The sequence below is a fragment of the Microbacterium martis genome, from assembly GCF_047246685.1.
GTDB lineage: Bacteria > Actinomycetota > Actinomycetes > Actinomycetales > Microbacteriaceae > Microbacterium.
Window position 1 is genome coordinate 1,597,284 of sequence record NZ_JBFOKT010000001.1, and the last position, 12,085, is coordinate 1,609,368.

A 12,085-nucleotide genomic window follows, 5' to 3' on the forward strand; every position below is an offset into this window, starting at 1 on the left:
CGGCGCGGGCCGACACATCGGGTCGGCCGACGATGCTCGTCGATCGGTGTCGGCGCCGGCCGGCACCGTCAGGTGCGCGGGCGATCCTCGTCGAGCGGCACCTCGGCCCGCTGGTCGGCGAGATCCGCCGCATCCGCCTCCGCGTCGTCCCGCAGAGGCGGCGGCGTGGTGGCGTCGACCTCGGGATCCTGCTCCACGTCACGCTCCTGCTCCTGCCGGTCGGCCTCGGGCTTCTCCTGGTCGATGCCGTTGCTTCCGATCCGGTCGCTGTCGAAGGACATGACCTCTCCTCTCATCCGGGAACGAGATCCAGGATGCGTGCGCTACGGCGCATCCTCCAGGGGCTTGACGCCACCGGGCTCTCCGCAGCTGGCAGTACACCTAGCGGGTGCCGCGCGCCCGGTCAACGTGCTGGTCACCCTGCTGCGGCTTTCCGTAGCGTGCCGGGATGAGCACGACCGGCAGCGATCACAGGGGCACGGCCCGCGTCGGCGTGTCCGGCTGGCGCTATGCCCGGTGGCGCGGCGACTTCTACCCGCCGAAGCTACCGCAGCGTCAGGAGCTGGAGTACATCGGTCAGCAGTTCTCCACCGTCGAGCTCAACGGCTCGTTCTACTCCCTGCAGCGGCCCGAGAGCTATCGCCGCTGGCGGGCGAGCGTGCCCGACGACTTCCTCTTCGCCGTCAAGGGATCACGCTACATCTCGCACATGCTGCGGCTGCAGAACGTCGAGACCGCGCTCGCCAACTTCTTCGCGTCGGGTGTCCTCGCTCTGGGCGCGCAGCTCGGTCCGATCCTCTGGCAGCTCCCCGAACGGCAGGCGTTCGATCCGGTCGTGCTGCAGGGCTTCCTGCAGTCCCTCCCCCGGACCACGGGAGAGGCGGCCGCCCTGGCGCGAGGCCACGACGCGCGTCTCGACGGGCGCGCCTGGGTCGACATCGAAGCCGACCTGCCGATCCGCTACGCCCTGGAGCCCCGGTCCGACACCTTCCACGACGAGCGCTGCGTGCGGCTCCTGCACGACCACGGCGTCGCCCTCGCCGTCGCCGACACCGCGGGCCGATGGCCGCTGTTCGACACCCTCACGTCCGACTTCGTCTACGTGCGACTGCACGGCGCCGAGGTCCTCTATCACAGCGGCTACACCCCCGAACAGTTGGCGGACTGGGAGGCGCGGATCACCGGCTGGACGACGCCGGATACCGCCCATGCGCACGGCCGCGACGTGTACGTGTACTTCGACAACGACGCGCGCGGACACGCTCCGCACGACGCCGCGGCACTGGCCGCCCTCGTCGAGCGCCCGCGCTGATCCCCGACGGCGCCCACTCCGGGACGGATCACCCGGGACGGATCGCCCCGCGACGGATCGAGCCGGACGGATCGCGCCGGATCACTCGGGACGGATCACGCGGAACTCCGTCGTGACGATCACCTCGTCGTCGGAGAGGTCCCAGCCGTCGTCGGAGAGATGCACTCGGATCTGCGGGGTGATCGACGCCCAGTACTCCCGGTGCACGGCGTTCCAGCGCTCCGGCTCCAGGTGCTCGAGCGCCGTCACCTCGCCGTCGACATCACCGAGCCGTCGCTGTGCGACCCGCTCGAACAGGATCGTCGCCAGGGGCTCGTCGTCGGAGTCGAGCAGCACGCGGGTCTCGCCGGGACGCGGGACGGTGTCGCCCAAGGCCCCGTAGGCGACCAGGAGCGTCGTCGAACTCGTCTTGCGCCCCGAGACGACCGCCTCGTTGAGGGCGTCCCGCACCTCGCCCGGCGCGCCGAACACGAGCGGGCGGGAAGCTTTCCCCGTCGTGGGCAGCCCCCCGACGATCGCGTCGACCATCGCCATCGTGCGCCGGTTCTCGTCGGCGCTGCGATCGGGCACCGTTCGTCCGTCACCGTCGTCGAGCTCTTCGGTGGCGAACGAGCGGATCTCGTCGACGAAACCGCGCAGGACGAGGTCCTGCGCGGCGCCGGACATCGTGCTGATCGACGGGGTGAAGACCGAACGCTGCTCGGCCGATCGGCCCCAATCGGCACCGTCGGGACTGCGTCGGTGCACCACCAGCTCACGCGTATCCGACAGCGTCGCGGTTCCCTCGGTGCCGATGACCGTCACGATGTCGACCTCGCTCGTGTGGCCGGGGCTGTTCGTCAGGTGCAGGACGCCGATCGCCCCCGAGCGGAGACGCGCTGTCACGATCACGGTGTAGGCATCGGCGTTCCCCGACAGCGCGACGTCGACGTGGGCGACGTCGCCCAGCAGGAAGCGCACGAGGTCGACGTGATGGATGGCCGCGAGACGCACGAAGTCCGCGGGCGTGGGGGCGAACGCCGCGGCATCCGCGCCGAAGCGCACATCGAACGACAGCACGTCGCCGACCACGCCGCTCTCGAGGTCGGCACGGAGGCGGAGCACAGCCGGAGCGAATCGCTTCATGAAGGCTGCGCGCAGCACGACTCCGCGGCTCTCCGCCAGCGCCGCCAGGGCCCGAGCCTCAGCCTCGTCGCGGCCGAGCGGCTTCTCGGCCAGCACGTGCACACCGGCGCCCACCAGTTCGCGCACGATGGCGGGCTGATCGGCCGGCTGAGCACAGACGATCACCCGATCGGGACGCGAGGTGGCTGCCAGAAGCTCGTCCACGCTGCCGAATGCTCGGCTTCGGCCGAACCCCGCGCGCGCCAGGGCGGTGGCCGATCGACCGGCGTCACGACTCGCCAGCGCGACGATGTCGACGCCTCCGATCGCGGCGGCGGGCAGCAGATTGGTCTGCGCATGGAATCCGGTTCCGATGAATCCGACAGGGTGCATGAGATCTGGCCTTTCCGAGGAGGGAGACGAGCGAGGCGGAGGGCGGCGGCGGATGCCGGCGCAGCGGAGATCCGCCGCCCCGGCATCCACCGTGCAGAATCCGCTCAGTCCAGGAGCGATGAGGGCGACTCGACCACGATGTCACCGTCGATGATGGCCTGCGTGATGGCATCGAGCTCGTTCTGCAGCTCCGGATCGACATCGTCGGCGAAATCATGGAACGGCGCGATGCCCACTCCGCCGTTCTCGAGCGTGCCGACGAACGGCTCGTTCGAGAACGTCCCGTCATCAGCGGCCGTGACGGCCTCGGCGACACCGACCTTGACGCCCTTGAGGACCGATGTCAGGAAGAGGTCCTTCAACTCGGTCGCCGTCTCGTAGTTGTCGGAGTCCACCCCCACGAGGGCGATGTCCTTGCCGGCATCTCGGATCGCTTCTCCCGCGGAGAGGAAGATCGGTCCTCCGACGGCCATGATGACGTCGGCCCCCTGGTCGATAAGCCCCTGCGCGGCCGTCTTCGACTCGACCCCCGCGGCGAATCCGCCGGTGAACGAGCCGGTCTGCGCCTCGACGTTCCAACCGACGACCTCGACCGAGGCCGACTTCTCCTGGTTGTAGTGATCGACGCCCTCCGCGAAGCCGTCCATGAAGATCGTCACCGACGGGATCTGCATGCCGCCGTAGGTGCCGACCACACCGCTCTTCGAATGGCTCGCCGCCGCGTAACCGGCGAGGAACGCCGCCTCCGACGTCTCGAAGACGATCGGCTTGACGTTGGGCAGATCGATGGAGTTGTCGTCGCTGATGGCGAACATCGTGTCGGGACTCGCCTCGGCCGCGGCTCGGGTGGCGTCGGCGAGGAGGTAGCCCGCCGACACGATGATGTCGCAACCCTGCGACAGCAGGCTCTGGACGTTCGGGGTGTAGTCGGCATCCGACGTCGATTCCACCGTGATGGCTTCGACCTTCAGCTCTGCGGCGGCCTCGGTCACGCCCTCGTACCCCGCCTGGTTGAACGACTTGTCGTCGAAGCCGCCGGCGTCGCCGACCAGGCACGGGCGGAATCCGTCACCGCTCCCCGGTCCTGCGGCGCTGCCGGGTGGTGGAGGGGTGGCGCAACCGGCCAGGACGACGGCGGCAGCGGCGACAGCGACGGCGCTGACGCGAAGACGGGAACGGACGGTGGTCATGGTGTTCTCCTTCGTTGATGGTTCGGATAGTTCCCGCTGCCGAGGCCTCGGGTCAGATCTCGTGGGCGTGCGGGATGGATCGGGCGGCGCCTGCGCGGCCGACGGTGATCGCCGCGGCACGACCCGCCTGCCGCATCGCTTCAGCGATCGGTCGCCCCTCGGCCAGACCGGCCGCGAGGTACCCCACATAGGTGTCGCCCGCCGCCGTGGTGTCGACGACGGTCACGGCGTCCCCCGCGACACGGACGGTCTCCTCCCCGAGCACCGATCCGGACGCTCCGAGGGTGACCAGCATCCGATCACCCAGGTCGGCGACCGTACCCCCACCGGCAGCGGCGAGAGCCGAGCGGAGATCAGCACACTCGTGTTCGTTCGCGACGACGAGGTCGACGTCGGCGAGCAGCGAGAGCACGCCGGCATGGAAGGGCGCGATGTTGACGACGGTGTACGCCCCGCGCGTCCGGGCCGTGCGCACGGCCGCGCGGGCGGCGTCGAGACCTGTCTCCAGCTGGCACAGCACGACGTCTCCGGGCCGGGCATCGTCGAGTCCGGCCCGCACCTCGTCGGCATCGAGCGCGCCGTTGGCACCGGCCTCGACGACGATGCTGTTGCGACCGTCGTCGTCGACGAGGACGAACGCCCGTCCGCTCGCCACATGCGGCACGGAGCGGAGCCGGTCGGCCGCGATGCCGTCGTCGGAGAGTGCGCGGCGCAGTCGGTCACCGGGGTCGTCGTCTCCGACGGCGCCGATGAACCGGACCGGAACGCCGGAGCGCGCGGCCGCGACCGCCTGATTCGCGCCCTTCCCTCCGAGGCCCGTTTCCACCGAGTCGGCGGAAACGGTCTCCCCCGGCTCCGGCAGGCGCTCCATGCGCAGACGCAGATCCTCGTTCACGCTCCCGACGACGTACACGATGTTGCCCATGACCGCCGCCTCACCGACTCGCATAGGGAAGCCCGGCCGCGGCGGGACCGCGCACCCGTCCGACCAGGCCCGCGACAGCGACGATGGTGACGACGTACGGGAGCATCAGCATGAAGTCGCTCGGAACCGGCGATCCGATGATGCCCAGCACGTACTGCAGGCTCGTGGCGAACCCGAACAGCAGCGCGGCGAGCGTCGCACGGATGGGGTCCCAGCGACCGAAGATGACCGCGGCCAGGGCGATGTATCCGGCGCCTGCCGTCATCTCCTTGTTGAAGGCGCCCACCGACCCCAGGGTGAAGTAGGCGCCGCCGAGTCCGGCGATCGCTCCGGCGAGCGAGACGTTCCAGAAACGGGTCGCCGAGACGCGGATGCCGACGGTGTCGGCGGCCTGCGGGTGCTCGCCCACCGCTCGCATCCGCAGACCCCACCGCGTGCGGAACATCGCGAAGGCGACCACGGCCACGGCCAGGTACATCAGGTACACCACGATCGTCTGCCGGAAGAGGGCGGGACCGATGAGGGGGATCTCGGACAGCAGCGGGACGTCGACCGCGGCGAAGCGCGGCGGTGAGTTGAGCGCCGGGTCGGCGGACAGCACCTGGGAGTAGAGGAAGGAGGTGAGCCCGATCACGAGCACGTTCAGGACGACTCCGACGATGACCTGGTCGACGACGTACGTGATCGCGAAGACGGCGAGCGTCAACGACACGATGACGCCGGCGGCGAGCGCGCCGATCAGGCCGACGATCGCGTCACCGGTGATCGACGCCAGAACGGCCGAGGCGAACGCGCCGGCGAGAAGCTGCCCTTCGATGGCGACGTTGATCACGCCGACCCGCTCGGAGATGACGCCGCTGAGGGCACCGAAGATCAGGGGAACCGACAGGCTTACCGCCCCGATCAGGAGACCGGGAACGGGGAGGACCTCGCCGGCGGCCGCCCACGCGAGGAACCCGAGGAGGAACACCAGCGAGAACAGGACGCCGAACCACAACCGTGTGCGGCCGTTCCGCACGACGATCAGCGTCGCGATCACCGCGAGGATGACCAGAAGGAGGGCCGTGACCAGTCCCGTCGCGCGCACGGGGACGATGACGTCGGGGATGCCGATCAGATCGGAGTCGGTCGAGAGCCGGAACGACGTCATGCCCTCGCGTCCGCCGATCACGAACAGGACCACCGCGGCCGCGGCGAAGACTCCGTAGGCGATCGGCGCCTTCCAACTGCGAGGCGCGTGAGCGACGGCGCTGTCGGTCGTCGTGTCGGACGGGCGCGTCAGCACCCGGGGTGCGAGGTCGTTCATGCGGACGCCGCCTTCCGTGTCGTGATGCGCGCGTGGCGGCGCGCGTGCAGCTGATCGGGCCGGGGCAGGCGGAACACCGCACGCACGAGCGGCGGAGCCGCGATGAACAGCACGATGAGCGACTGCACCACGAGCACGATGTCGATCGGGATGCCCTGCGCGGCCTGCATCGTGAACCCGCCCGCCTTGAACGCGCCGAAGAGGATGCCGGCCACGAAGACCCCCACCGGACGGGAGCGTCCGAGCAGCGCGACGGTGATCGCGTCGAATCCGATGCCCGCGTCGACTCCCGACGTGAATCCTGCCCGAGCCGGTCCGAGCACCTGCAGCACGCCGGCGAGACCGACCAGCGCGCCGGAGATGAGCATCGCCCAGACGTACATGTTCTTCACGTCGATTCCGGCGAAGCGGGCGGCGTTCGGATTGAGACCCACGGCTCGGAACTGGTATCCGAGGGACGACCGGCTCATCAGCCACCACACGACCACGGTCACGACGATGACGATCGGGAATCCCATGGTGACGCTGTAGCCGGGTCCGAAGAGCAGAGGCAGGGTCGCGGACTCGGCGAGGGGCGCCGACTTCGGATTGTTCGACCCCGGAGCCTGCAGCACGGGAGTGCGCAACAGGTACGAGACGAGATAGAAGGCGACGTAGTTCAGCATGATCGTCACGATCACCTCGTGCGCACCGGTGCGCGCTTTCAGGACTCCGGCCAGGGCCCCCCAGAGCGCACCGCCCGCGACGCCGACGATCATGGCGAGGGGCAGGTGCACCGCCGGCGGAAGATCGACCGTCACGGCCACCCAGCCGGCACAGGCGGCTGCGATCAGCATCTGGCCACGACCGCCGATGTTGAACAGACCCACCCGGAAGGCGAGGCCGACGCCCAGTCCGGCGACGATGAGGGGCGTCGCGAAGGCCAGGGTCTCGGTGAGCGGTCGGATCTGGAGAGTGAAGTCTCCCGCGGCGGGCTGGAAGACGGCTCCCTGGAACAGGGCGGTGTACGCGCCCGCCACCGCGGCCCAGGCCGCGCCGATGACGTCGCCCGGCCGGCCGAAGAAGTACGTCGACGCCTGCTGCACCGCGGGGTCGGTCACCGCGATCAGGATGCCGCCCGCCGCGAGCGCCAGCACGACGGCGAGGACGGAGATGGTGACGTTCCCGCCGATGATCTCGTTGAGGATCGCTCGAGCGCGTCGTGATTCCTCGGGGGGTGCCGTCGTGCCGACGTCGGCCGTCGACGCTTCCGTCGACGCTTCCGTCGACGTCGGGTTCACGGGGCGAGGAGGTCGCCGCGTCGATCTCTTCACTGGTTGCTCCCTTGCGTTGCGTCATGCGGCGTCAGGACCGCGCCTGCTTCGAGCGGCGTCTCGCCGGCCATCATCAGACCGAGCACCTCACGCGGCGTGTCTCCGGGTACGACACCGACGACGGCACCGCGGTACATGACCGCGATACGGTCGGCGAGCGCCAGCACTTCGTCGAGTTCGGTGGAGACCACGATGACCGCGGTCCCTTCGTCACGAGCCCGGACGATGCGCTTGTGCACGAACTCGATCGAGCCGACATCGATGCCGCGCGTCGGCTGCGCGGCCACGAAGAGCCGAAGGGGCCTGCTGAGCTCGCGCGCGAGGACGACCTTCTGCTGGTTGCCTCCGGACAGGCGTCCCACCGGCGTGTCGATCCCTTGAGATCTCACATCGAACTCGCGCGACTGCTCGCGCGCGAAATCCTGCAGGCGTCGGCGCTGCACGGTGGCGGCGCGGACGAAGGGGGGCCGGATCTGATCGAGCATGAGGTTCTCGGCGATGCTGAACTCGCCGACGAGCCCGTCCTCCTTGCGATCCTCGGGAACGAAGCCGACTCCGGCGCGCAGGATCTGCCGCACCGATCGACCGCGCAGGCGGCGGCCGTCGAGGCGGATGTCCCCGACGACCCGTTCCCGGACGCCGAGGAGCGCCTCCGCCAACTCGGTCTGCCCGTTCCCCTGCACGCCGGCGATCGCGAGGATCTCACCGGCACGCACCCGGAACGACACGTCGTCGACCACCGGGTGACCTGCGGCGTCGAACACCGTCAGACCGTCGACCACGAGCACGTCATCGCCTGGCTTCGCGGGCGATCTGCGCACGGTGAGCTCGACGGGCCTTCCCACCATGAGCGCCGCGAGCTCGGCGTTGCTCGAGTCGGGATCGGCCTCCCCGACGACCTTGCCCCGACGGATGATCGTGATGCGATCGGCGACCTCCCGCACTTCGCGGAGCTTGTGCGTGATGAACACGATCGAGGTGCCCGACTCGCGCAGCTGCCGCATGATCGCGATCAGCTCGTCGGTCTCCTGGGGAGTGAGCACGGCGGTGGGCTCGTCGAAGACCAGGATCCGCGCGTCGCGCGAGAGGGCTTTGATGATCTCGACCCGCTGCTGCACTCCCACGGGAAGGTCGCCCACGACGGCATCCGGGTCGAGGTCGAACCCGAATCGCGCGCTGATGTCACGCACGCGCTGACGCGCTTCCGCCAGGTCGAGGAGTCCTCCGGAGCGCGTGGGCTCATGTCCGAGCATGACGTTCTCCGCCACGGTGAAGACCGGAACGAGCATGAAGTGCTGGTGCACCATCCCGATGCCCGCCGACATCGCATCGCCGGGACCGGCGAAGTCCCTTTCGACATCGTCGATCAGGATCTCCCCCTCGTCGGCTCGGTACAGCCCGTAGAGGACGTTCATCAGGGTCGACTTCCCGGCACCGTTCTCGCCGAGGAGACAGTGGATCTCTCCGGGCTCGACGATGAGATCGATGTGATCGTTGGCGGTCAGCGGACCGAACCTCTTCGTGATTCCGCGTAGCTCGAGCTTCATTGCTTTCTCCTGTCGTGCCTCTCGGTCGAGGCTGCGGCTCATTCCTCCGGTGTGAGGAGACGATCGTCGAGGCGCTCCAGCGCATCGACGATCAGACCCCAGAAGCGCTCCTGGTCAAGATCGACCGCGGCGTGCGTGCGCGAGGCGTCATCGGCCGGCGCCCGCAGGTCGGCCACCGTCATGCCCACCGTCAGACCGTTGCCGAGCTCGACGTCGAGGGGAACGCCGACGGTGCGCACGATGCTGCGATCGATCACGCGTGCGACGGCGACCGGGTCGTGCACCGGCGGAGATGCGAAGTGCTGCGATTCCCGGTAGGCCTTCGCGAAGAACTCCAGCAGCTCGACCACGAACCGGGACGGCCCGTTCCCGATGGCCGTGATGCGTTCGATCACCTCGGGCGTCGCGAGCGCCTGGTGCGTGGCATCCAGACCCACCATGGTCACCGGCCAGTCGGCGTTGAAGACGATGTGCGCGGATTCGGGATCGACGATGATGTTGAACTCGCTCGTCGCCGACCAGTTGCCTCGATGGAGCGCTCCCCCCATCAGGACCACCTCGCGTACGCGGTCGGCGATCCGCGGCTCTCGGCGGACGGCGAGCGCGATGTTCGTCAGCGCACCGGTCGGCACGAGCGTCACCGACCCCACAGGCTCCGCCATGATCGTCTCGATGATGAGGTCGACCGCGTGTCGACCGTCGACCTCGCGCACCGACGGCGGCAGCTGGGGACCGTCCATCCCGGACTCTCCATGGATGTCGGGGGCGACCCGGGGCGCGCGCACCAGCGGCCGGTCGCACCCCGCCGCCACGGGGACCTCGGTCATCCCCGCGATGTCGGCGACCGCGAGGGCGTTGCGGGTGACCTTGTCCAGCGTCTGGTTTCCGGCCACCGTCGTCACGGCCAGCAGGTCGATCTCGGGATTCCCCTGGGCCAGGAGCATCGCGATGGCGTCGTCGTGGCCGGGGTCGCAGTCGAGGATGATCTTCGTCGTCACGCTGGTCAGCATATATGCAAATGAGGTTCACATGTGTATATGCATTCCGAATTCATATCGGTATGATCGGCTCCATGACCATTCCTGAACCTGCCCCGCATGACAACCTCCGCGTCGCCTGGATCCGCTCGCGCATGCAGCTCCTGGCCGACGTGCGCGACGAGCTGAGCCGCTCGCAGCCGTTCGCCGGCCACCGCATCGGCATGTCGCTGCACGTCGAGCCGAAGACCGCCGTGCTGGTCGAGACGCTCGCCGCCGGCGGTGCCGAGCTGGTCGGAACGGGGAACTTCGGGTCGACGCAGGACGACGTCGTCGACTATCTGAACTCGCTTCCGGGCATCACGATCCACGGTCGGCGAGACGACACCATCGAGCAGCACGAGGCCAACATCGCCGCGGTGCTCGACGGCGCTCCCGACATCATCCTCGACAACGGCGGCGATCTCGTCGCCGGACTCGTCGCCCGCGGAACGACCGACACCGTCATCGGCGGCACCGAGGAGACGACCAGCGGCGGCGATCGCCTGCGCTCGGAGCTCGACGGCGCGGTACCGTTCCCCGTCATCGTGATCAACGACAGCCTGCTGAAGGCGATCGGAGAGAACCGTCACGCGGTCGGCCAGTCGGCCGTCGAGAGCTTCATGCGCATCACCAACGCCATGGTGCCGGGGCGTCGCTTCGTCGTCTTCGGCTACGGATGGTGCGGCCGGGGCGTCGCCCAGTACCTGCGCGCGCTCGGCGGCCGGGTCGCCGTGGTCGACCCCGACGAGCTCAAGGCCTTCGAGGCGGCCTTCGACGGCTTCCGCGTCGGTCGGGCAGACGACTTCGCCGAGTGGGGCGACGTCTTCATCACGGCGACCGGACGCCCCGGCGTGCTGACGTACGACGTCATCGAACGGATGAAGGACGGCGCGATCGTGGGCAACGTCGGCCACTTCCCCTGGGAGATCGATGTCGCCGCTCTCCGCGCACGCGCGACGTCGACGACCGAGCTCGGCCCCGCGCTCGACCGCATCGACCTGCCGAACGGACGCCACGTCGTGCTGCTCGCCGACGGACGGATGTTCAACCTCGCCGGCAGCGAGCCGCGCGGCAACTCGATCGAGTCGATGGATCTCGGATTCCTGCTGCAGACGCTGTCGCTCGTGCGGGTGGTCACCGACCCGACCAGTCTCTCGCCGGGACCTCAGGGCGTTCCCGACGACATCGAGCGGACCATCGCACGGCGTATCCTGGCAGTTCTCGATTCCTCATCCTGACGACGGAGAGACCGCCTTGGTCGAACAGCAACCGGAGTACGCCGCGCCCGCAGTGGACAAGGCACTCGACATCCTCGAGACTCTCGCAGCCGCCGTCGGCGGCCTCAGCCAACTCGACATCGCCAAGGCGGTCTCCCGCTCCCCCGGCCAGATCTTCCGCGTGCTGCTGCGACTCGAGAAGCGCGGCTACGTCTACCGCGACGTGCAGAGCGGGCTGTACCAGCTCTCCATGCGGCTGTTCGACCTGGCCCATCGGCAAGAGCCCCTGCGCTCGCTGATCACCGCCGCGATCCCGGCGATGCGCCGGGTGGCCGAGTCCACGCGCCAGAGCTGCAACCTCGGCGTGATCGATCAGGGCGGCGTGCGCATCATCGCGCAGGTCGAGAGTCCCGACGACTTCGGCTTCCATGTGCGGGTCGGCGCGCTCTTCCCCCTCGACGGCACCCCCTCGGGTCACGTCCTGACCGCCTTCAGCTCGGTCGCCCAGACGCATGTCGACATCGACGAGGCCGTGCTGGCCGGCATCCGGCACGACCGCTCGCTCGTCCGCCCCGACTCCACGCAGCCGGGGATCACCGACATCGTGCATCCGATCCTGCGCAGCGGTGTCGACGAGGCGATCGCCGCCCTCACCGTCCCCTACATCGCGACCAGCTACAGCCGTGTCCCGGCCGACGACGTGTCGGCCGCGGCCGAACGCGGGGCACGCGAGATCGAGCGCGCGCTCGGCATCTGATC

At 69.2% G+C, this 12,085-nt stretch carries 11 protein-coding genes; 3 read left to right on the plus strand and 8 right to left on the minus strand.

The features are described 5' to 3' along the window. Positions 1-68: 68 nt before the first annotated feature. The gene (locus AB3M90_RS07695; RefSeq protein WP_412951129.1) at positions 69-281 is read right to left on the minus strand and encodes a hypothetical protein; all 213 of its coding nucleotides are present in this window, start codon (positions 279-281) and stop codon (positions 69-71) included. Between the two features lie 167 nt (positions 282-448). Here AB3M90_RS07695 and AB3M90_RS07700 point away from each other — a divergent pair, with 167 nt between their 5' ends. Beyond that, positions 449-1,312, plus strand: a complete 864-nt coding sequence (locus AB3M90_RS07700; protein WP_412951131.1) for a DUF72 domain-containing protein — start codon at positions 449-451, stop codon at positions 1,310-1,312. An 81-nt stretch (positions 1,313-1,393) separates the two neighbouring features. On the opposite strand, the gene AB3M90_RS07705 is transcribed toward AB3M90_RS07700, so the two are convergent. The 7 genes from AB3M90_RS07705 to uriH form a co-directional block, all read right to left on the minus strand. Then, entirely contained in the window at positions 1,394-2,809 is a 1,416-nt protein-coding gene (locus AB3M90_RS07705; protein ID WP_412951133.1) for a Gfo/Idh/MocA family oxidoreductase, read from the minus strand. 104 nt (positions 2,810-2,913) lie between these two features. Then, on the minus strand, positions 2,914-3,999 hold the full coding sequence (locus AB3M90_RS07710) for a BMP family lipoprotein (RefSeq protein ID WP_412951134.1): 1,086 nt from the start codon (positions 3,997-3,999) through the stop codon (positions 2,914-2,916). A gap of 52 nt (positions 4,000-4,051) precedes the next feature. After that, a complete protein-coding gene (locus AB3M90_RS07715) occupies positions 4,052-4,924 on the minus strand; it encodes a ribokinase (protein ID WP_412951135.1) in 873 nt (290 codons plus the stop codon). A 10-nt stretch (positions 4,925-4,934) separates the two neighbouring features. Continuing rightward, positions 4,935-6,230, minus strand: coding sequence for an ABC transporter permease (locus AB3M90_RS07720; RefSeq protein WP_412951136.1), 1,296 nt, complete (start codon positions 6,228-6,230; stop codon positions 4,935-4,937). Continuing rightward, a complete protein-coding gene (locus AB3M90_RS07725) occupies positions 6,227-7,543 on the minus strand; it encodes an ABC transporter permease (RefSeq protein WP_412951138.1) in 1,317 nt (438 codons plus the stop codon). Before AB3M90_RS07725 ends, AB3M90_RS07720 begins: the two co-directional genes overlap by 4 nt. Then, positions 7,540-9,090: an ABC transporter ATP-binding protein gene (locus AB3M90_RS07730; protein WP_412951139.1), complete on the minus strand. Its 1,551-nt coding sequence runs from the start codon at positions 9,088-9,090 to the stop codon at positions 7,540-7,542. Before AB3M90_RS07730 ends, AB3M90_RS07725 begins: the two co-directional genes overlap by 4 nt. Positions 9,091-9,128: 38 nt before the next feature. Continuing rightward, positions 9,129-10,088 carry a uridine-preferring nucleoside hydrolase UriH gene (gene uriH / locus AB3M90_RS07735; RefSeq protein WP_412951140.1) on the minus strand — a complete coding sequence of 320 codons (960 nt, stop codon included), beginning with the start codon at positions 10,086-10,088 and terminating at the stop codon, positions 9,129-9,131. Positions 10,089-10,162: 74 nt separating this feature from the next. Between uriH and AB3M90_RS07740 the strand changes: the two genes are divergently transcribed. Together AB3M90_RS07740 and AB3M90_RS07745 are read left to right on the plus strand one after the other, a co-directional pair. After that, positions 10,163-11,347 carry an adenosylhomocysteinase gene (locus AB3M90_RS07740; protein ID WP_412951141.1) on the plus strand — a complete coding sequence of 395 codons (1,185 nt, stop codon included), beginning with the start codon at positions 10,163-10,165 and terminating at the stop codon, positions 11,345-11,347. A 16-nt stretch (positions 11,348-11,363) separates the two neighbouring features. Continuing rightward, complete coding sequence (locus AB3M90_RS07745) at positions 11,364-12,083, plus strand: IclR family transcriptional regulator (protein ID WP_412951143.1); 720 nt, start codon at positions 11,364-11,366, stop codon at positions 12,081-12,083. The last annotated feature ends 2 nt before the right edge of the window (positions 12,084-12,085 follow it).